A 20,535-nucleotide genomic window follows, 5' to 3' on the forward strand; every position below is an offset into this window, starting at 1 on the left:
CTCGTTACTCTGAAAGCGGGAACTCCCCTGCTGTCGGGAAAGAATAAACCAATCTTGTACAGAACATCTATAGCTGATTCTGCATGACAGAAGTTTGACAGTCTAGGGGATATTTTCGCAACACCCGTTTAAATCGGTGTGCGCCCGCGGATATGGGCGTAATAAGTCCATAAAATATGGGCTGCTACACCGCGATAGGGTGCCCATTTTCCTGCGCGCGCATCAAACTGTTTCATATCGGGGCGTGGCCCACGAAGGCGCGCAGCGTGATAAGCACCCAACAACGCCACATCGCCGCGCGGCCAGACATCAACGCGCCCTTCACAAAACAACAGATATATCGCCGCCGTCCATGGGCCTATTCCTTTAACCTGCTGCAACGCAGTGGCCGCATCTTCGTCGCTCATTTGGCTTAAAGTGCGTTCATCGATTGCGCCACTTACCCACGCCTCAGCGAGCGCCATAACATAGCGTGCCTTTGGCGTTGATAGCCCAAATTTGCGCAACTCACTCTCACCCAAACGAAGTGGCGACGCAGGGTTATGACATTCCATCCCCGCCTGACATCGCGCCCAGATCGCTTGCGCGCTCGGGACCGACACTTGTTGTTCGACGATGATCCGAAACAATGCCCCGAACCCGCCCGGACGACGGCGGATATATGGCGCACCAATCGCATCAAGCGCCCGCGCAAGGGTTTTGTCTTTTCGTGCAAGCACTGCACATGCGGCGCGCGTATCGCCGAAGGCATCAAGCGCTTCAGCAAATGGCTTATTCGGAATCGGGCACACCAATTTTATCTTGCGTGTTGGTGTTAAAATCACGAGCATCGTGACGTTCGTGTAATTGTAATTCCGGTTTGCCGAAGGTTCGATTGACCATCCGCCCACGTTTCACTGCTGGACGTTCCGAAACTTCCGTAGCCCAACGCCGTAGATTTTTATACTCTTCGACCTGTAGAAATTCGGCGGCATCGTACAACAACCCAAGCGCCATCCAACCATACCAAGGGAAAATCGCAATATCTGCGATGGTATAATCATCACCCGTCATATATCGTCGGTCAGCCAGATTCTTTTCAAGTACATCAAGCTGGCGTTTCACTTCCATCGAAAAACGGTTGATTGGATATTCAAATTTCTCTGGGGCATAAGCGTAAAAATGCCCAAAGCCACCACCAAGATAGGGCGCGCTGCCCATTTGCCAAAATAACCATGACAACATCTCTGGTCGTAAAGCAGGATCGCTCGGCAAAAATGCATCAAATTTTTCTGCTAGATAAAGAAGGATTGCACCCGATTCAAAAATGCGTACCGGTTTATCACCGGAATAATCCATCAGTGCAGGGATTTTTGAGTTCGGGTTAATGTCAACAAAATCACTACCGAATTGGTCGCCATTACCGATATTGATCAAATACGCGTCATATTCGGCCCGCGCCTCCCCCTTTTCCAAAAGCTCTTCAAATAGCGTCGTCACCTTGACGCCATTGGGTGTGCCCATGGAATAAAGCTGGAACGGGTGACGCCCCCTCGGCAGTTCTTTTTCATGAGTCGCACCGGAGGTCGGGCGATTTATGTTGGCAAACTGACCACCATTTTCTGAATCCCATGTCCAAATTTTCGGCGGCGTATAAGCATTCGGCATCGACCTCTCCTGTTCTTGCGTTGTCGCTCGTATTTAGGGCGACAAAACCAAGATGAAATTCGCATTTGCGTGAGGACGTAAGTTTTGTTCTGCGCCAGTCCTCAATATTTCTTTTCTTCAAACAACTTTTTTGCGTCTCCACCAAGATCTTCAAGAAAATACTTAGCGGTCGCCTCGCCCATTGTAATTCCGCTTTTTGCGATCTTCACCATTGGGTCTAGGTAAGTTGTCTCGTCTTCTTTAAGGTTGCCCATGCGCGCCCGTGACCGGAGACCCGACCGCGAGATATCCAATATCTCCAAGGCAACATCCTGAACCGAACGGCCATCTATTTCTGCCTTTAGGCCATATTGTGCCGCATCCAGCCGCAATTTTTCACGCATCTCTGTGGTCCAACCCTTGGCCACATCCCACGCGGCCGCTAGCGCCGCATCGTCATAAAGTAGCCCGACCCAAAATGCCGGCAGTGCGCAAATACCAGCCCAAGGAACACCATCTGCGCCGCGCATTTCCAAAAATTTCTTTAGACGGACCTCTGGAAACGCTGTGGACATATGGTCTTCCCAATCATCCATCGTTGGTTTTTCGCCCGGCAGAATCGAAAGCTCGCCTTTGAGGAAATCACGGAACGATAGCCCCGCCGCGTCAAGATATTCTCCATTGCGGCGAATAAAATACATCGGCACATCGAGCATGTAATCAACATAGCGCTCATAACCGAAGCCGTCTTCAAACACGAAGTTCAATAACCCCGTACGATCAGCGTCAGTATCGGTCCATATATGTGCACGATATGATGCGTATTCAGATGACCTTCCTTCATACAAGCCCGAATTCGCAAAAAGCGCTGTCGCTATTGGCTGTAGCGCAAGCGAGGTGCGAAATTTTTTGACCATGTCCGCTTCAGAGGAATAATCCAGATTAACCTGAACTGTGCATGTCCGGTGCATCATATCAAGACCAAGGTCGCCGACCTTTGGCATGTAGCGCCGCATGATGTCATAGCGCGACTTTGGCATTTTCGGAATTTCTGCACGCGTCGCAATGGGCGTGAAGCCCATCCCTAGAAACGCAACACCCAGCGGGTCACAAACTTTTTTCACTGCATCAAGGTGCCGATGCACCTCGTCGCAAGTTTCGTGAATGTTTTCCAGCGGCGCACCAGACAGCTCTAACTGACCGCCTGGTTCCAGTGAAACACTGGCACCATCACCTTTAAGACCAATGGGAAGGCCGCCTTCGGCGATGATTGACCAGCCCGTTTCTTCGCTCAGCTTTTCGAGAATGGCGCGAATACCGTTTTCGCCCTCATAGGGGACATGCTCAAGCGTCGTACGACAGAACACGAATTTTTCATGTTCAGTACCAATACGCCACTGATCCTTTGGCTTTTCGCCGGCTGCAATATATTGCGCCAGTTGCTCCAGCGATTCGATACGCGGCGCGGAGCCGGTTGTTTCCTTGGCGGTTGTCACTTTTCTCTCCAACTCTTCAAGGCGCAATGCCCAGTTCATGCCGCTCTATAGGGCCGAGCGCATCACGCCAAGCCTTGACCTGATCACGCTCTCGCGACGTTAACGTGTTTGCCAATCACCCATCGCCGCTTGCCAAAGGGTTAATGCGGCGATTGCCGCCGTGTCGGCTCTTAAAATTCGGGGGCCTAAAGTGGCCGGGGTTACAAAACTTTGTGCACGCAGCGTTGTACGCTCATCTGATGAAAACCCGCCTTCCGGCCCGGTCAGCACGCCCCATTCATCAGTTTTGCTATCCACTTTCTTTAGCGCTTCTAACATTGGAAGTGCGCGACCTTCGCGGCCACCCCACTCTTCTTGCGGCGTATCGCCAGCTTCGTCACAGAACAATAAGCGCTTGGCCGGCGGCCACCCTTCGATCAATTTGGCGAATTTGACTGGTTCGTCCACAGAAGGAACGCTCATTCGCTCGCATTGTTCAGCCGCCTCTGTGGCGATGGCTTGTAACCGATCAAGGTTGAGCTTCGGGGCGATGGTGCGCTCAGTTAGAACAGGCACAAATCGAGCGACCCCAATTTCTGTTCCCTTTTGTAAAATCATCTCAAGCGGACCACGCTTCACCGGTGCAAAATAAAGCGTCAGATCGGACTCGCTCATTTGCTCGCGCGACTGCTCTGCGGCAATCGCGACACCGCCGCGTTTTTTCAAATCGCCAATTTTTGCGGTAAACTCACCATCGCGCCCATTGAATAAGCACAAAGGATCGCCTTCAGCCCGGCGCAACACATTGCGCAAATAGTGGGCCTGCTCGGCCGTCAGGGGCAGGACAGCACCCGACGTGATTGGCATATCAATATATAACCGCGGAATCATGGAAAACCTTTAGAGAAATTTTGTCGCTGAGAAAATGGCATTTGCGCACAGAATATTTCTTGTATGTGCGCATAGCGGTTAAAAAGCAGACGCATTATCTCTTTCATCATTGCTGGATTCCGGATCGCCTACGAAATGACGAACGCGCAGGATGAACGGAATGCTTTATCACGCCGACATTGAGCGCTAGAGATCGGTCATGACAGATTCCGCCCCCTCGACACCCGACACTGCGCCCAATAACTGGGTCGATCACACCCCCAAAACCATCCGCCCTTATTTGCGGTTGATGCGCGCAGACCGCCCTATCGGCACATGGCTATTGCTGATCCCATGCCTATGGGGGTTGGCGCTGGCCGCCGCGGCCGGTCATGAAGGGAGCAACCTGTTTTGGTATCCGCTCCTTTTTGCCGTCGGCGCATATGTGATGCGCGGCGCGGGCTGTGCCTATAACGATATCGTCGATCGTGACTTTGACGCCAAAGTTGCCCGAACGGCCCTGCGCCCAATCCCCTCGGGGCAAATCAGCGTCAAAAAAGCATGGGCCTTTCTGGCGTTTTTGTGTCTTGTGGGTCTTGCGGTCCTTTTGCAGTTCAACGGCTTTACAGTGCTGCTCGGTCTCGGCTCTTTGGTGTTGGTCGCGGGCTATCCATTCATGAAGCGGATTACCTATTGGCCGCAGGCTTGGCTGGGCCTCACGTTTAATTGGGGCGCATTGGTCGGGTTTGCGGCAGCCGCCGGGACGCTCGCGCCAGAAGCGTTTGCGATTTATGCCGCAGGGGTTTTCTGGACGTTGTTCTACGACACCATATACGCCCATCAGGATACGGAGGATGATGCACTGATCGGTGTCAAATCCACAGCCCTGCGACTTGGCGCAGCAACGCCGAACTGGTTGGTGGGGTTCGCTGGTCTCACCTTGTTGGGTTTTGCGGTTTCGGGCATTTTCATCAATGCGCACCCATTTTATTATGTGGCGCTCTTTCCGGCAGCAGCGCATTTCATCTGGCAAATCAAAACACTCGACATCCACGACAGTCACAATTGCTTGAGATTGTTTAAATCTAACCGCGATACGGGCCTGTTGCTGCTATTCGCACCTATATGTGAACGGATCATACATTTGCTCTGAACGATTTGCGAGGCAAACTGTTGGTTGCGACGAGCGACAAAGGATGCGCACCATGACTCAACTGACCCGACGGCACCTGACACTTGGCCTTTTAGGAACGGCGGCAGGGTGCGGTGTCCAGACAAAGGAACAAGCCATGGCAAAATCACCCGATACTTCGAAGATCCCGGATTATGAAAAATGGCAGCTCTCCAATAGCGAATGGAAAGAGCGCCTGTCGCCAGAGGCCTTTGCCGTGTTGCGCAAAGAAGCGACGGAGCGCCCCCGCACCAGCCCGCTAAATGATGAAAAACGCGACGGCACATACGCCTGTGCTGGATGTGGATATGATTTGTTCAAGTCAGACACCAAGTTTGAAAGCGGCACCGGATGGCCCTCTTTTTGGGATTACATCCCCGACGCCCTTGGCACGAAAACAGACATCAAGCTGATTATCCCGCGTACCGAATATCATTGTGCGCGCTGTGGCGGCCACCAAGGGCATGTGTTCAAGGATGGACCAGAACCGACCGGTTTGCGTTATTGCAGTAATGGCGTTGCCTTAACCTTTAAACCGGCCTGATTATTCCGCTTCTTCCGGGCGAAGCCTCTTCTAGTGCTTTTATCTTTTGATTGAGCGTCTCGATCAAAACTGCGTGGATTTCTGCAGTCTCGATCAGACGCTGAACCCACGCGCCTGCGGGCAAACCCTGCTCGGGGTTAAAATTCGCCTCATCAGGCATAGCCGTTAAATGGCGCTTTTCCTTCCAATGGCGCGCATAACCATCAAGGGTCAGAGGGTCATACTCGCCGCCTATTCGCGCTTTGAATTTGCGCATGGGGTTATGCTGTCGCTTAACCTGCTGCGCCGGTTTTAACTCCGTTTCCAAATCATGTTCGGCAACGCGCATTCGATTTGGGACTTTGGCGTCCCATTTTGCTATATCGATTTGGCCCTCTAAAACTTGGTCAAAAACGTAACAACTCAACAGCACATTGTCATCATAGACGGCCTCGGCATTGATTGTTCCGACCCCTTTGCTCGCCCCGGTGGGGCTGCCTATTGTAATCCCTCCATCAGAAGAAATCCGCATACGTTCGTTTAATCCCGTGACGCCAGTATGAAAACTAAGTGCGACAGGAACACTGCTGCCGCTGACGGTCCCGTCAACGATTCCACTAATCAACCCGCGTTGTTGAAAACCGCCGTCAGCATAGCCGCGAAACGAAAATCCGCCCAACCAATCATCCTCAAGCACCGCTGTCGGAGAGGACCGCGTACCGCGTGCCCGTCGCTGGATCGAAAACGCAGAGCCCGATGGGCTGGCGCTCGAATATTCAGACAAAACAACCAACGCAAATCCGCCGTCCTTTTCCAGATGAATATCGCCATCCGCAGGATTGGTGCCCGCTTCACCTAGAATATGCAGTTTCGTCGATGGAGCGACGCCCAACCCTATATTCGCATTGGCTTTATCGATGATCATGGCATCATCCCATGTTGATCCGTCAGCGGATACTTTAACGTGGAAATCATCATCGCTCGTAAGGCCAAACTCCGCACGGCCCGAAGCGCCCACCTGAAACAAAAGCGATGCCGTGTCGCCGCTCGCATCTTTGTTGATGTTCACGCGGCAATCACCCGAACCGGGGGTCACATCATCATAATTAAAAAGTATCGCATCGGATTTTACGGACAGGCGGTTCACCAGATCCGCCGTTGCATTAACGCCAAACCGCGCGGCACTTTCGGCACCACCCCCTGACAACGCGTTCCACGCGGTCCCATCAAAAATCACAAACACATCTTCATCAGCGACCCAAGCGCGCATCCCCTCAACCGGTATAATCCGCATCCAGGCACCGTCCTGAAACCCGACAAGGTCACCCACATCATAAAGGTCCCAAGCGTCGCCGGTCGCTATTGGCAGAATATAAAAATCTCCATCATTGGGCGATACTGGCTGAACTGATACCATCCGTGAACGAACTGTCATCTGGGTCAAAGCGTCCAGCCTGCGAAAGGTTTCATTCACGGTTACATGCTTTTGCGCCTGATTTGGCTGAACATAAGAAAGCGAAAGACGCGGTGATTGCTCCATTTGAGGCTCCGATTGACGCTAAAAAATATTGTCCGGAACCTTAGAGGCGCTGTGCCGTTGGTGGATATCTATGCACCAAATGCGGAATTGCGGGCGATTTTCATCATATCCGATGTAAAGGCCGTCTGTCATTTCAACCTATTGGTTCAAGGGGCAGTTCGGTTTATGACGCCCGCGATGAGTAAAAGGAGATACTATCTATGCAAGACGGAACTGGCGGAGCGGGTGACCCCTCGGAAAAGCTGAACGTCGCGGTTACATTCATTCATGGCATGGTCGAAAAAGCTGCCGCTTATTTACCAAGCGTTGTTGGCGCATTGATTGTTTTGATCGTCGGGCTATGGCTCGCGGGAAGAATCAAGAAACTCGTGGAAGCGGGCATAACCCGATCGGGTAAAGTCGATCAAACCTTGTCGGGCTTTCTGTCGAGTCTTGTTCATTATGGACTAATTGCGCTGGTCATAATAACGACGCTTGGGGTTTTTGGCGTACCCACAACAAGTTTTGCCGCTGTTATTGGTGCCGCTGGCCTCGCCATTGGTCTGGCATTACAAGGCACGCTCGGTCATGTGGCCTCTGGCGTAATGATGCTCGGGTTTCGGCCTTTTGATGTGGGCGACTTTGTCGAAGCGGCTGGGGTTTCGGGCACAGTCAAACATATCGGCCTTTTCACCACAGAAATGTCGACCACGGACAATAAAAAGTTGATCATCCCCAATGGAATGATTTTTGACGATGTCATCACGAACTATGCCGGGTTTACGACCCGTCGTGTCGATTTTCTATTCGGTGTTTCTTATGATGACGACCTGAATAAAGCTATGGCGTTGATCAAAGAGGAAATCGAAAAAGACGGACGCGGGAAAACCGACCCGGAACCAACCATCGCTGTCGATAGCTTGGGCGATAGTTCGGTTAACATACTTACACGCGTCTGGGTCGATCGCGATGACTATTTCCCCGTAAAATGGGCCCTTACCAAAGCTGTAAAAGAACGCTTTGATGCCGAAGGGGTCTCTATCCCCTATCCTTGCCGTTCAGTTTATATGGAAAAGACCGAATAGAAGTCAGACATAATCCGTCAAAGCGCGACATTGAAAAATGTCGCGCTTTTTTTGTGCAATATTCCCCTATGCGGAAATCGTTTCACAAATCAGAATTCAGCTTCCTGCTTTGCGAAAAACATATCCCAAAGTGGAAAAGTAACGCATAATTCTGTATACGGTTTGACTTTGATTTAATTCGGTCCGTTTATCTAATTCTCTCCATCGTTCAGCAGTTTGACTTGCGGCGTTGCCGCATTTTTTGACGCATTTGGGAGAGTTACAATGCACACGGAATATAAAATAAAAACCCTGCTCGCCGCGTCAGCGGCGCTCGCACTTACCTTACCTGCGTGCACATCGCACAAAACACACCGTGTCGCCACCGTAGGTACACAAGGCATTCAAGGCGAGCCAGGCCCAGCAGGTGCCGACGGCGCACAAGGACCGCAAGGCGAAACCGGTGCAGCTGGCCCGCAAGGCGCACAAGGGCTACAGGGTTCACAGGGACCGCAGGGGCCACAAGGTGCACAGGGCGCTCAAGGACCACAGGGCAAAAACGGCAATGACGGGAATTTCAACCTTGGCGCAGCAGGTGCACTTGCGACGGGTGGACTTGTGGGGCCAAACGGCATCGCAGGCACTGGCCTTTTGGCAAACACCGGCAAAATGGGCTCTGCACCGGTCGTCCTTGCAGGCGTTCAGACCGCAAGCGGCGAAACCGTCAATATGGTTGCGCACAAAGGTATGAAGGTCGCCACTATTGCGGACAACGCTATTCCCGGAAATTTTGCGTTAGTCGGCACAGTCGTCGGCGTTATTGGGGCAACAGGTCAAACCCTTGTTCAATCGGGAAATGGTGAGACTTACCTTGTTGACGGCCTTCTCGCTGCGCCGGGTGAATTCATCACCGCGTCAATCGGCGAGGCCTATCTGGTGGGTAGCCCCGAAGCAACACCATTCCTTGGCGCAAGCATTCTGTCAGCTGATCAATTATCCGGCGATGTACTCACGGTCGGCTTGGCGAGCGGCGGTGAACTCGTGACCCTTGGCGCAAACGAAATGCCATTTTCCGGCGGCGTTGCCCATCTAACCGACGGATTAACCGGCGTTCTTGATCATGCGGGTCCTTCAGGCGGTATCATCTCGGTCAGCGCTGATGCCGAAGGCGCGCTTAGCATATCAAGTGGCGTTCTTGGCGAAGGGCAAACACCCATTCTTGACGGAGATGTCGCTGCGGCACTTGATGCGGTACTTGGCGATGACAGCCTGGTGGGCGGGGACGCTGGCCTGTTAACGGGTGCACCCATAGTTGGCGGCGAAGCCGGACTATTGGCAGACGCACCGATTATTGGTGGTGAAGGCGCGATCCTAGAGGATTTGCCACTTCTTAGCGATGTAACAGGTGATGGCGGGCTTCTTGGTGGCGACCAAAGCCTATTAGGAGACGAAGGCTTAGGCGGCGTTGTGGAGGACACGGTTGACGGACTTCTTGGTGGTGAAGAAGGCGGCTGCAACCTTGTCGGCGGTTTACTTGGTGGTGGCTGCTAAACGTCGCTCACAGTCGGAGGGGCCCATGCCCTACGCCTCTCCGACTGCTGTCTTTACGCAAAAACACTGACCCATTTTCGAGGTGAAATTGTAATCAGCACACCTAATATTTCGCCAAAATCAGCACTCATCAATATTTATAACCACAAAGTAAAGCGTACTAATTCTTTCCAATATTCGCGGATTCCTTGGGGTTTGGCGCAGAATTACCTGATTTTTATAAATAACCACATTGGATATTTTACCTTATATTCATCAGTAGGCCTCATAAATAATACCAACTTCACCGCCGCGACACCGGAGAATTTCTTACCCAAACGTAAAGAGAGCCACCATGTACAAAAACCAACGTTCCTTCATTGGATTAGCGATTACAACATCAATAGCATTGACGTTGCCTGCGTGCATGACGACAACCGGGACCGCGCGTGTTGCCTCTATTGGAATTGACAGCACACCAACAAAAGAAAATCCTGACGCTTCCGACACACCAAAATCACCCGAGCCTGAAAAAACCAATCGAGCAGACCGTAACACACAGTCGCCAGAAACATCGAGCAGTAACGCCACAGCACAAAGCGCTTCAACCACGCAAAGCAGCCGAAGCGGAAGCAGTGATGGCGGCCTCAGCCTTGGGAAGGCTGGCGCATTGGCCACCGGCGGTTTAGTCGGTGAGAACGGTATCGCCGGAATGGGACTTTTACGGAATACCGGCAAGCCTGGCGAAGCGCCCCTTATTCTTGCCAATGTTCAAACATCAAGTGGTAGGACCGTGAATATGGTCGCCAATGAGGGCATGAAAGTCGCTGCGATCGCGGACCAAATTACACCGGCCAGCCTTTCGCTCTCCGGTACGGTCATCGGCGTTATCGCCGAAACCGGACAAACCCTTGTGCAATCGGGGAAAGGCGAAGTCTATTTGATCGATGGGTTGCTCGCGACCCCGGGAACGCTTGCAACCATAACCATTGGCGAGGCCTATTTAATCGGTAGCCCAGAGGCACAGCCTTTCATCGGCGCAAGCATTCTTTCGCCTAAACATACTACCGGGCGTGGCTTGACCGTAAGCGTGCTGAGCGGCGGTAGTTTTGTGACCTTACGTCCGGAAAATGACCTGATGCGCGATAGCATCGAGCAGTCCGGCGGTGGTTTAACGGGCGTTCTAGATCACGCAACCCAAGCGGGCGGCATAATGCCCGTCAACTCCGTTGGGGGTGCCCTTACAGTATCTGAGGATATTTTACACAGCACCGACAGTACTATTCCTTATGAGGATCTTACCAATGCACTAGGCTCTGTTCTGGGCGAACAACCAACCATAAGTGCGCCTTCGCTGCCTGGCGAAAACACACCGCTGACCAATGGCGATGACGGCCTGTTGTCTGGCGCACCGATTGTTGGTGGTGATGGTGGCATCCTCGAAGATGTGCCAATCCTGAACGATGTAAATAACAATGACGGCCTTTTAGGCGGCGGTTTGGTGGGTGATGACAGCCTACTCGGTGACAGCGGCCTTATTGGCGATGATGGCGTAGCCGGCGAAGGCGGCCTGTTGGGTGAGGATGGATTGGTTGACGTCGTGGAAGACACAGCCGATGACCTCCTCGGCGGCAGCTGCTCAGCGGTGGGCGGATTGCTGGGTGGCAACTGCTAAATGCCACATCATGACGGAATTTTTTTTCGACACTATGTCGATTTCCGAAACGGAAATCGACCGTGAAAAAATCCAAAACACTCATTTCAATATTCGTTTTTATGGCAGGCTCCGCCGTCGCTGTTCAACTTCCTTCTGTCGAAGATCGCTTGCGGCCGGGTGAGGTTCGCGAGACGCCAGACCCCAGCCTAGTCAATGCGCCTTCATCAAATGTAACAGTCAGTATTGAAGCGCAGAAAATTCCATCTATATTGATCCGCAGTATCAAATTCGAGGGGACTGCCGTCCCGGCGAATGTCGCGGACGCTGCGCGCCCGTTCATTGCACGGACGATTACCCGGGATGCGCTAAATGAATTAGCTTCTGCGCTGACCAAAGCCTATGAACAGTCTCCTATTGCGCTGTTTACAATCGTCATCCCGGATCAGAATTTCAACGGCGGTATCGTTCGGATTCTTGTTGCTGAAGGCCATGTGGAATCCTTCACGCTAAGCGGCGAAACCGAAGGGCGAAATCATTACCTTATTACCGCCTATGCAGAGCGTTTATCTGCCGAACGCCCGTTAGAGCGCGCTACTCTAGAGCGATCGCTATCGCTCATGAGCGATATTCCGGGCGTTAAAGTAAAGCCAACGCTTTCTTATGGGAATGCGCCGGGCGCAGTCCGTCTCGGCCTTGCGGTTGATTACGGCAAACCCACAGTTTCGTTTGGGTTTAACAACCGTACATCGCGGCTTATCCGAGATGGGCAATTTAGCGCACAAGCGAAGCTGTATCGATTATTGCGCGATGGCGACATGACCAGCGTTCAGCTAACGGCGGCGGCCAACTTGGAAGATTCGCGTTATGCGCGCATCAATCATTCGACACCGATTGGTACAAATGGCGTTCGCGCTGATGTAAGCGCAGCGATTTTACAATCACGCCCAAACGGTAGCGTGATGGAAGGTGACGCACAATTATACTCTGGCGGCGTCAGTATACCGATTATCCGGTCCTACAAGAAAAACCTCAACATGCGCGCATCCCTTGATGCGGTGAACAGCGACAACGCCGCGTTTGGATCACTGATCGCCACAGAACGCACCCGCGCAGCCCGCCTTGGGGCAGAATTTTCCCTCGCAGGGAAGAAACGAATTGTCCGGGTCAATGGCACGCTTAGTCAAGGGATCGACATGATGGGCGCGGAAGTCTCTGCGTTGATTGGTGATGCAGTTTTCACGAAAGCGACGAGCGACCTCTATGTGCTTCAGAAAATCGGCAGTGATGTGCGCCTGACCATGACCGGTACAGGGCATTGGAGCGATGACCGCTTGCCCGCCAATGAACGCTTTTCAATTGGCGGTGCACGCTATGGCCGCGCCTTTTCCTCTGGGCTTATCAATGCGGATCGTGGTTTTGGACTATCGCTTGAACCTGCGTGGCGACCGCTCTCTGGTGATTTCGCCCGGTCAGAATTCTATGGTTTTATTGACTATGCGCAGGCGGATATTTTTTCTCGACTTACAAGCCCATCACAATCCCTAGATCTTGGCTCTTTTGGCGCGGGCGTTCGCGCTGCTTATAAAGACAAGGGCTTCATTGAATTAGAAGTGGCTCGCCCCTACGATCAGCCGGTTCCCGGATTTGATCAAGATTGGCGCTTTTCGGTGAATTGGCGGCTTGATATCCGCCCTTGATGTGGCGCTCCATTGAACCGGCTTTCGATCACGCTTATTATCAGTCGGCGCACGATGCGCATTAAAAAGTGCGTTAGGGGTAGGATCATGGCCGACAATAAATTTCTTGACCGTTTCAAAGGTAGCAGCGGCTCAAAGACGGTGGTTCAACTTGTGGTGGTCAGTATCATTGTTGGTGCCCTGTTCACGCTCATGGGGATTAGTCCACGCGATTTCTGGCGCGGCATTTTTGATAATGTCCAACGGCTTGTTGCTATGCTGGGCGAAAATGTTGGCGAAGTCGCACTGACCTTATTCACCTATCTGGCGATTGGCGCGGCTGTTGTCGTACCGATCTGGCTCATCACGCGCCTCATATCGCGTAAATAATTATTCAGCCGGAAACGGTAGCCGCGCAATTTCTTCGCCTATAGCAAGATCATAGACCACGACGACAAACCCGTCTGGGCCATCCACCCGGACGGCAAGACGATCCCCATCAAGAGCAATCGCGCCATGTCCGCCAGCGAGCGGCATCACAGCATGCGTCGCTGTTTGGTCTCCGGGCTCAGTCCATGGGATGAGCATCTCTTCTTGTTCGGCCGCCAATTTCTCGGCCATTTTTTCCTCTTCGGATTTACCAAAAAACGCGATTATCACCGCCAGCAGGACCAAAAAGAACGCCGGCATCGTCAGGATGATAATCCAGAGGTTTCGCGCGCCGATCTTTTCGGCAACATCGCCGATACCCACCAAAGCCTCACCTTCTCTCGGATTTGGGGCGTTATCTGGCGTGGGCTTCTCGTTGGCGCTGTTATTATTCACGCTAAATCAGTCCTTATTTCTCTTTGGCTCTGGCCGTAGGGCTCGCGCACAGGTAAACCGCCCCTGCTTATGACCGCAGAAAACGAAACCCTCAAGCCCGATGCGCCCCTCACCACCGATGAGGACGGCACCTATGTGTTTGACGTCATCGAAGATGACGCCGGCACCCGCGTCGATAAATGGCTTAGTTTGAAAATCGAAGAACTGACCCGCTCGCGGCTAAAAGCGCTGATCGACGAAGGGGCATTACTGCGCAATGGCGAGGCATTTTCGGATCCGTCATGGAAATTACGCGCCGGAGAACAATATCGCCTGGTTCTGCCGCCAGTGACGGAGCCGGAACCACAGGCCGAACCAATCAAACTTGATGTGATTTTTGAGGATGACGATCTGATTGTCATCAATAAGCGCGCCGGTCTGGTCGTCCATCCGGGCGCAGGAAACTGGACCGGGACACTCGTCAATGCGTTGATCCATCACTGCGGCGACAGCCTATCGGGTATAGGCGGCGTCGCGCGCCCCGGTATTGTCCACCGGATCGACAAAGATACATCTGGCCTGTTGGTCGTTGCTAAAACCGACGCGGCCCATCAAGGGCTAACCAAGGCCTTTGCCGCCCACGATATCGAACGGCTTTATGAATGTATCGCTATCGGTGCGCCCCGCCCCGGTTTTGGCACGATTGATGCCCCGATGGCGCGCAATAGTAACGATCGCAAAAAAATGGCGACAGTCCGCGACGAAGACCATCCCAATGCGCGCCGCGCGGTTACGCATTACAAAGTCGTTGAAGTGTTTGGGCGCGCGCGGGCAAAGCTAAAAGGCGATGCCTTAGCATCTCGGATTGAATGCACGCTGGAGACGGGACGAACCCATCAAATCCGTGTACATCTTTCAACCATTGGACACCCACTTGTTGGTGATCAGACCTATGGCCGTGGTCCCGGCCTTTCTGGTCTCAGACCCGGTGAGGATGTTGCCGACCACGCGATTGAAACCGTCAAGAATTTTCGTCGTCAAGCGCTTCATGCGCGGGTCTTGGGTTTTCGGCACCCAACCACCGGCGAGGATATGCGGTTTGAACAGGCACCACCGCAGGACTTCAACACACTTGCCGAAGCCCTGCGTGCGCTTTAAGTTTGTTTACTGATTTAAGCTAATGATAATGCACATACCGAGAACAGCGATTGTAATGGCTGTTGGTACCATCAAAATTTGAATCATCGCACCGCGTCCAGTGATGGTCTCGGTCCAAGTTTCAAAAGGTTCTGACAAAAATTGCCCAAAACTTTGGGTATCTTTTTGCTTTTCTTTGCCGGTCCTCATCAAAATATATGGCGTGCCCATATAGGCCACCAGATAAACGGCGCTGATGGCAACCATAAACAACGCTTCTTTGTCACCCTGAAACGTCGCCCAAAATGACAACAGAACAAACGCATTTAATCCTGCAAGAATTTTGAAGACATTACTATGGACAACCGTGTTGGGGCGCGGTGCCTTTTGTGGTGTTTCCGTCGTCGTCGCCAAGCGAAGATTTGGCCGCTTGCGGTAGTCCGATGCCAACTCAGCTTCAAGAATTGTTGTATCGAGAGGGGTTGCAGGTAAAGCGCTCATTTTTTGCTCCAATGCTAAATGATGCATTTCATATACATCTTATATGTTGCAAAAGAATTAGAATTGCAATATATAAAATGCATCTTTGGAGAATTTATGCGATTAAACGTTCAATCTGACTATGCTTTGCGGCTTTTGATGCACCTTGCAGTCAATCCAGACAATTTGTGCACCATCGCAGATACGGCCACACGCTATGGCATTTCTAAAAACCACCTGATGAAAGTCGCCCATATTCTCGGGCGCGAAGGTATTATCGAAACCGTTCGCGGCCGATCAGGTGGATTACGGTTAAAACAAACAAGCGGCGACATTCAGGTCGGTGATATTGTCCGCCTGATGGAGGCCGATCTGGCTTTGGTGGAATGTTTTCAAGGCGGTAAGGGGCAATGCCTGATTACGCCCGCATGCAAATTAAAAGGTGTTTTGCACGACGCGATGGATGCCTTTCTTGATGTTCTCGATCAATACACCATCAAAGATCTTGTGACGCGAAATCCAGAATTGAAGCTTCTGCTCGGAGCGAAAGCCGCATGACAAACCCAACCATTGCCAGCGCCGCAGAGCGCCGCGCTGAAATTCAAGCCAAAGCCGCCACAATGGGCATTACGGATGAATATATCTCCCTACTCGTAGATAGCTTTTATGACCGTATTCGCGCAGAACCCGAAATAGGGCCCGTTTTCGACAAAGCGATTGGCGACGAATGGGGGCCGCATTTGGCGAAGATGAAAGACTTTTGGGCATCAGTCGCGTTTAACGCCGGACGATATAATGGCCGCCCCGTACCGGCCCACGCACGACATAAAACCATCCGTCCACACCATTTTTCGATCTGGCTTGGGCTGTTCCGGCAAACCCTAGAGGAAACTGCGCCCTCACCCGCAGTTGTCACCTATTTCATGGAGCGCGCCGAACGGATTGCCCAAAGTTTGCAACTGGCATTATTTGGTGCACCGGAACTGAACGCAGCTTTGCGTCAAACAAAAGAATAGAAAATGCATCAATCCCTGCCCGATCATGTGACACGATATGCTGAGACTCCGGTGTTTACCGAAACCACTACGCCGTCAAAATTGACCGGCGATCACAACACCAAACCCGGCGTTTGGGGCAAGCTCGTCGTGATATCCGGCGTTCTTGATTATGTCGTCCCCGGCCCGCCGGAAGAGCGCAAAACCATCCGAGAGGGCGATTTCGGCATTATTGAGCCAGAGATTTTCCACCATGTGCAGCTTTCAGGCCCCGTCCAGTTTCAAGTGGAATTCTATCGTTAGACATCACAAAATCGTGCCCGAGGGTGAACGCAAGTTCATTGGATTTTTGCCCTAATTTCGTCGAATGTTTGTTCTAAATTATGAGAACAACCACGGTTGGCGGGAAAAATTTGACTAGTTCCTATGGGATTCGGCATTTGCCTACCTATATGCCTCATACAGCGCCCGGGAGAGGCGTTTCTTTGGGGACTTCAGAAAAAAGCCCGTAATCGACCGAACTTTATGCGCCTGTCTGCATTTGGCAAAGGCGTTCTGAAGAAAGAGATATGGCTATGAGCAAAGCACTGACCACAACCGGAACAGCCCTCACACCCGAAGGGAGCCTTTCGCGATACCTCGCGGAAATTCGCAAATTCCCCATGCTTGCAAAAGATGAGGAATATATGCTGGCAAAGCGCTTTGAGGAACACGAAGACCCCGAAGCAGCCCAACGCCTGATCACAAGCCATCTGCGGCTCGTGGCAAAAATCGCCATGGGGTATCGCGGTTATGGCCTGCCGATTGGCGAGGTTATTTCTGAGGGCAATGTAGGCCTCATGCAGGCTGTCAAGAAATTCGACGCTGACAAAGGCTTCCGCCTCGCGACCTATGCGATGTGGTGGATCCGCGCATCTATTCAGGAATATGTGTTGCGGTCATGGAGCCTGGTGAAAATCGGCACCACCGCCGCTCAGAAAAAGTTGTTCTTTAATCTGCGGAAAATCAAAGGCCAGATTGAGGCCGTTGATGATGGCGATCTGCACCCGGATCAGGTGGAACACATCGCGACGAAACTGGGCGTGACCCATGACGACGTTGTGTCTATGAACCGCAGGATGTCTGGTGGCGAAGCGTCACTCAATGCCCCAATGTCAAAAGACGCCGAAGGCGGCGGTGAATGGCAAGACTGGTTGGTCGATGACAATGCGGTCAATCCAGAAGCCAAGCTTGTGGGCGAAGACGAATATGACATGCGCATGGGCCTATTGGAAACGGCGCTTTCGACCCTAAACGAGCGTGAGCAACACATTCTGACCGAGCGTCGGTTGAAAGATAACCCATCAACACTCGAAGAGTTAAGCCAGGTTTATAATGTCAGCCGCGAACGCGTGCGCCAGATCGAAGTTCGTGCGTTTGAAAAGCTTCAAAAAGCTATGACCCGCATGGATCGCGAGTCACGGCAGCAGGCATCCGAAAACGCGGCTATCCAATAAAAAACAAAAAGATCAAATGAAGTGCAGAAAAAGCCGGCAGCAATGTCGGCTTTTTTAGTCGTTACCGGCGAAAGCTCCGGATGCTGAAACACCAGCCGCAGAAACGCCTTTATTGCGGCCCCCAGCGGGTTCTGGCAACGGCATTTGCCCGCGAACACGGTCAGCCCCTTCAGAGACGATATAGTCACCTGCCTTCAACTCGGCCTCGACCAAAACTTGCTCGTCGGTACGCTGAAGAATTGCGACATCGACCCGCTGCGCCATGCCATCCATTCCGCGTCGCCAGACAAATGGCCCGGATCGATCCCACTGAATAGCCAGACCGGGAACAGAGACAGCCTCTTGCCCCTCGCTTGTGGTCGAGACAGAAAAGATTGCGCCGGGTAATAATTGCTTATCACTATTGTCAAAAGTGGCTTCGATCTTGAGCGTGCGTGATTGCGCATCAACACGGCTATCGATTGCGGTAACCTTGCCCTCATGGGGTTTGGCATCTGCTGCCGCCAAACGGGCCGTGACCAACTGATCTAACTCAATCAAATTGGCCGCTTCTTGCGGAATTGAAAATTCGACAATGATTGATGACGTGTCATCAAGTGTGGTGACCATATCGCCCGCGCGGATATAATCACCGGGCTCTGTGGTCGTCAGGCCGATAACGCCATCGAACGGCGCTTTAATCGTCCGTTGCGAAAGTGCAAATTGCGCCGCGCGCAGATCAGCCTCAATCGCTTTATAATTGTTGAACGCTGTTTCCGCCTCTAGCGCAGAGGCCGCTTCGGTTTCTTTGAGTGATGCGTAGCGTTCAGAATTGGCTTTCGCGATTGGGTATTGCGCCCGTGCGCGATCAAGGGCGATCCGTTGTTGTACATCATCAAGCTGTAGCAACACGTCGCCCTCGGATACTCGTTTCCCCGGCGCAATATTGACCACGGTCACAAGGCCCGTCGCCTCAGAGGTGAGTGCCACACTTTTGACCGACCGGCCTTCACCAATAATGTCGAGGGTTTTACCGACGGTCGCCGCTTCCACCGCAGCGAAACTGACTGCTGGCATGAAACCACCGCGCCCACCGCCCGGGCCACCATCAGAACCGCCGCGCGCTTGCGTTTGTTCAGGTGCGGATCCGGCACCAGACGTCAGAACGAAACCGGTCATGGCCGCGCCAAAGATGACGCCTATCGCGGCACCGGCAACTAGCGAACCAGACAATTTCATTTCGTGCTTCTCCACCCAAAATTAGCAAAAACGCCCCGCAAGAATAGGGCTTAAATGATTTATACGTTGCAAGTCCGGCAATCCGTCGAACGTGGGCCATTTTTTTTCTGTCCGGACGCAACCTGAATACTCGGCTGTCATTACTGAATTATTATGACCAGGGTCCAGTCTTTTCGGGATTTTCCTGACTTTCAATCCAATCTAGCTTAAATTCTCCAAATATTAGAGGAGACAGGCATGACCAAATTTTCCCCTTCCCGCCGTCAATGGCTCGCCGCAGGGTCCGCTCTTGCCGCAGCAACCGCAATCCCAGCCCGCGCCCAGGAGATCGCCGCCGCCACGGATTTATCCGGCAAATCAGTGCTGATCACAGGCACGAGTTCAGGCTTTGGCCGGTTGACGGCGCTGCACCTTGCTCGGTTAGGGGCCACGGTTATCGCTTCGATGCGGAATTTTGATAATGGCAACCGCCCTGAAGCGGCATCGCTGTTACAGGTGGCGCGCGATGAAAAACTCGACCTTTCCGCAGTCGAGATTGATGTACTCGACGAGGCTTCGATTGCCAGCGGAACAAGCGCCGCTGAAGACATCGCCGGTGGGTCAATTGATGTGCTGGTCAATAATGCCGGGATTGGTATGGCCGGCCCTGTTGAGATCAACGACATGGAAGCCACGCGGCTGATTTTTGAAACCAATCTTTTTGGCTATTTGCGCATGGCACGTGCGGTTTTACCAAAAATGCGCGCACAAAAATCTGGTCAGATTTTTAATGTGTCATCACAATTAGGGCGCATTATCATTCCCAATCTTGGTATGTATTGCGCCACCAAGTTCGGCGTTGAAGCGATGTTTGAATCCCTCGCTTATGAAGTGTCGCCCTTTGGGGTGGATGTCACCATCATCCAACCCGGCGGTTACCCGACAAAGATATGGGAAAGTGGTACACGGAATGTTGAAACGCTTTTGACCCGCGTCAGCGATGAACGCAAAACGGCTTACGAAACACACCTTGCGTTGACCAATGGCATCATGAGTAGTGGCGGCAACACAGACCCGAACGACATTCCGCGCGCCATCGCCGAGATTATGGGCATGCCCCAAGGCAAACGACCATTGCGCCGCCCCGTGCACCCAAACACACAAGCCACTGATGCCGCCAATGCCGCTATGGCCCAAATCCAATCCGGGGTTCTTGGCGGCGGCGCTTATAAACAATGGCATGATGCGGTGACCGACTAGGATCGCAAGTTTCGGGTGGCCGAATTTGATGCGCCGTGCCCTAAGCAGCGCATGA

21 protein-coding genes are annotated in these 20,535 nt (G+C 52.5%); 13 read left to right on the top strand and 8 right to left on the bottom strand.

Translation table 11 applies throughout. From position 1 onward, the window contains the following. Nucleotides 1-128: 128 nt before the first annotated feature. The 4 genes from ABFZ84_RS03065 to ABFZ84_RS03080 all read right to left on the bottom strand — a co-directional run bounded on the left by ABFZ84_RS03065 (nt 129) and on the right by ABFZ84_RS03080 (nt 3,992). Complete coding sequence (locus ABFZ84_RS03065; protein WP_369312442.1) at nt 129-791, bottom strand: DNA-3-methyladenine glycosylase family protein; 663 nt, start codon at nt 789-791, stop codon at nt 129-131. Next, nucleotides 772-1,647, bottom strand: a complete 876-nt coding sequence (yghU, locus tag ABFZ84_RS03070) for a glutathione-dependent disulfide-bond oxidoreductase (RefSeq protein ID WP_369312443.1) — start codon at nt 1,645-1,647, stop codon at nt 772-774. Before yghU ends, ABFZ84_RS03065 begins: the two co-directional genes overlap by 20 nt. 101 nt (nt 1,648-1,748) lie before the next feature. Continuing rightward, entirely contained in the window at nt 1,749-3,122 is a 1,374-nt protein-coding gene (locus ABFZ84_RS03075; RefSeq protein WP_407067100.1) for a glutamate--cysteine ligase, read from the bottom strand. A gap of 99 nt (nt 3,123-3,221) precedes the next feature. Next, nucleotides 3,222-3,992 carry a 16S rRNA (uracil(1498)-N(3))-methyltransferase gene (locus ABFZ84_RS03080; RefSeq protein WP_369312445.1) on the bottom strand — a complete coding sequence of 257 codons (771 nt, stop codon included), beginning with the start codon at nt 3,990-3,992 and terminating at the stop codon, nt 3,222-3,224. Between the two features lie 199 nt (nt 3,993-4,191). Between ABFZ84_RS03080 and ubiA the strand changes: the two genes are divergently transcribed. Beyond that, nucleotides 4,192-5,124 (top strand): 4-hydroxybenzoate octaprenyltransferase, encoded by a 933-nt coding sequence (gene ubiA / locus ABFZ84_RS03085; protein WP_369312446.1) that lies wholly within the window; start codon nt 4,192-4,194, stop codon nt 5,122-5,124. A gap of 136 nt (nt 5,125-5,260) precedes the next feature. After that, on the top strand, nt 5,261-5,686 hold the full coding sequence (gene msrB / locus ABFZ84_RS03090) for a peptide-methionine (R)-S-oxide reductase MsrB (RefSeq protein ID WP_369314533.1): 426 nt from the start codon (nt 5,261-5,263) through the stop codon (nt 5,684-5,686). On the opposite strand, the gene ABFZ84_RS03095 is transcribed toward msrB, so the two are convergent. Continuing rightward, the gene (locus ABFZ84_RS03095) at nt 5,673-7,205 is read right to left on the bottom strand and encodes a DUF2793 domain-containing protein (protein ID WP_369312447.1); all 1,533 of its coding nucleotides are present in this window, start codon (nt 7,203-7,205) and stop codon (nt 5,673-5,675) included. The genes msrB and ABFZ84_RS03095 overlap by 14 nt on opposite strands. 200 nt (nt 7,206-7,405) lie before the next feature. Here ABFZ84_RS03095 and ABFZ84_RS03100 point away from each other — a divergent pair, with 200 nt between their 5' ends. The 5 genes from ABFZ84_RS03100 (at nt 7,406) to ABFZ84_RS03120 (ending at nt 13,501) form a co-directional block, all read left to right on the top strand. After that, the gene (locus ABFZ84_RS03100; RefSeq protein ID WP_369312448.1) at nt 7,406-8,269 is read left to right on the top strand and encodes a mechanosensitive ion channel family protein; all 864 of its coding nucleotides are present in this window, start codon (nt 7,406-7,408) and stop codon (nt 8,267-8,269) included. A 264-nt stretch (nt 8,270-8,533) separates the two neighbouring features. Beyond that, complete coding sequence (locus tag ABFZ84_RS03105; protein WP_369312449.1) at nt 8,534-9,799, top strand: collagen-like domain-containing protein; 1,266 nt, start codon at nt 8,534-8,536, stop codon at nt 9,797-9,799. Between the two features lie 334 nt (nt 9,800-10,133). Further along, nucleotides 10,134-11,453, top strand: coding sequence for a hypothetical protein (locus tag ABFZ84_RS03110; RefSeq protein ID WP_369312450.1), 1,320 nt, complete (start codon nt 10,134-10,136; stop codon nt 11,451-11,453). A 62-nt stretch (nt 11,454-11,515) separates the two neighbouring features. After that, a complete protein-coding gene (locus tag ABFZ84_RS03115) occupies nt 11,516-13,132 on the top strand; it encodes a ShlB/FhaC/HecB family hemolysin secretion/activation protein (protein ID WP_369312451.1) in 1,617 nt (538 codons plus the stop codon). 87 nt (nt 13,133-13,219) lie between these two features. Then, nucleotides 13,220-13,501 carry a DUF6460 domain-containing protein gene (locus tag ABFZ84_RS03120; protein ID WP_369312452.1) on the top strand — a complete coding sequence of 94 codons (282 nt, stop codon included), beginning with the start codon at nt 13,220-13,222 and terminating at the stop codon, nt 13,499-13,501. Here the strand turns inward: ABFZ84_RS03120 and ABFZ84_RS03125 are convergent, their stop codons facing one another. After that, nucleotides 13,502-13,936 carry a hypothetical protein gene (locus ABFZ84_RS03125; RefSeq protein WP_369312453.1) on the bottom strand — a complete coding sequence of 145 codons (435 nt, stop codon included), beginning with the start codon at nt 13,934-13,936 and terminating at the stop codon, nt 13,502-13,504. Nucleotides 13,937-14,005: 69 nt separating this feature from the next. Between ABFZ84_RS03125 and ABFZ84_RS03130 the strand changes: the two genes are divergently transcribed. Continuing rightward, a complete protein-coding gene (locus tag ABFZ84_RS03130) occupies nt 14,006-15,073 on the top strand; it encodes an RluA family pseudouridine synthase (protein WP_369312454.1) in 1,068 nt (355 codons plus the stop codon). A gap of 6 nt (nt 15,074-15,079) precedes the next feature. Here the strand turns inward: ABFZ84_RS03130 and ABFZ84_RS03135 are convergent, their stop codons facing one another. Continuing rightward, nucleotides 15,080-15,553, bottom strand: a complete 474-nt coding sequence (locus tag ABFZ84_RS03135; protein ID WP_369312455.1) for a hypothetical protein — start codon at nt 15,551-15,553, stop codon at nt 15,080-15,082. A gap of 96 nt (nt 15,554-15,649) precedes the next feature. Between ABFZ84_RS03135 and ABFZ84_RS03140 the strand changes: the two genes are divergently transcribed. From ABFZ84_RS03140 to rpoH, 4 genes are all read left to right on the top strand, one after another. Further along, nucleotides 15,650-16,090, top strand: coding sequence for an Rrf2 family transcriptional regulator (locus ABFZ84_RS03140; RefSeq protein WP_369312456.1), 441 nt, complete (start codon nt 15,650-15,652; stop codon nt 16,088-16,090). Then, on the top strand, nt 16,087-16,548 hold the full coding sequence (locus ABFZ84_RS03145; protein WP_369312457.1) for a group III truncated hemoglobin: 462 nt from the start codon (nt 16,087-16,089) through the stop codon (nt 16,546-16,548). The genes ABFZ84_RS03140 and ABFZ84_RS03145 overlap by 4 nt, the downstream gene beginning before the upstream one ends. A gap of 3 nt (nt 16,549-16,551) precedes the next feature. Next, nucleotides 16,552-16,830, top strand: a complete 279-nt coding sequence (locus ABFZ84_RS03150; protein WP_369312458.1) for a DUF1971 domain-containing protein — start codon at nt 16,552-16,554, stop codon at nt 16,828-16,830. A 272-nt stretch (nt 16,831-17,102) separates the two neighbouring features. After that, nucleotides 17,103-18,023, top strand: a complete 921-nt coding sequence (gene rpoH / locus ABFZ84_RS03155; protein ID WP_369312459.1) for an RNA polymerase sigma factor RpoH — start codon at nt 17,103-17,105, stop codon at nt 18,021-18,023. A 54-nt stretch (nt 18,024-18,077) separates the two neighbouring features. Here the strand turns inward: rpoH and ABFZ84_RS03160 are convergent, their stop codons facing one another. Beyond that, nucleotides 18,078-19,241: an efflux RND transporter periplasmic adaptor subunit gene (locus tag ABFZ84_RS03160; protein ID WP_369312460.1), complete on the bottom strand. Its 1,164-nt coding sequence runs from the start codon at nt 19,239-19,241 to the stop codon at nt 18,078-18,080. A gap of 237 nt (nt 19,242-19,478) precedes the next feature. Here ABFZ84_RS03160 and ABFZ84_RS03165 point away from each other — a divergent pair, with 237 nt between their 5' ends. Further along, nucleotides 19,479-20,480 carry an SDR family oxidoreductase gene (locus ABFZ84_RS03165; protein WP_369312461.1) on the top strand — a complete coding sequence of 334 codons (1,002 nt, stop codon included), beginning with the start codon at nt 19,479-19,481 and terminating at the stop codon, nt 20,478-20,480. Nucleotides 20,481-20,535: the final 55 nt, after the last annotated feature.

The organism is Hyphococcus lacteus (assembly GCF_041058985.1).
Lineage (GTDB): Bacteria > Pseudomonadota > Alphaproteobacteria > Caulobacterales > Parvularculaceae > Hyphococcus > Hyphococcus lacteus.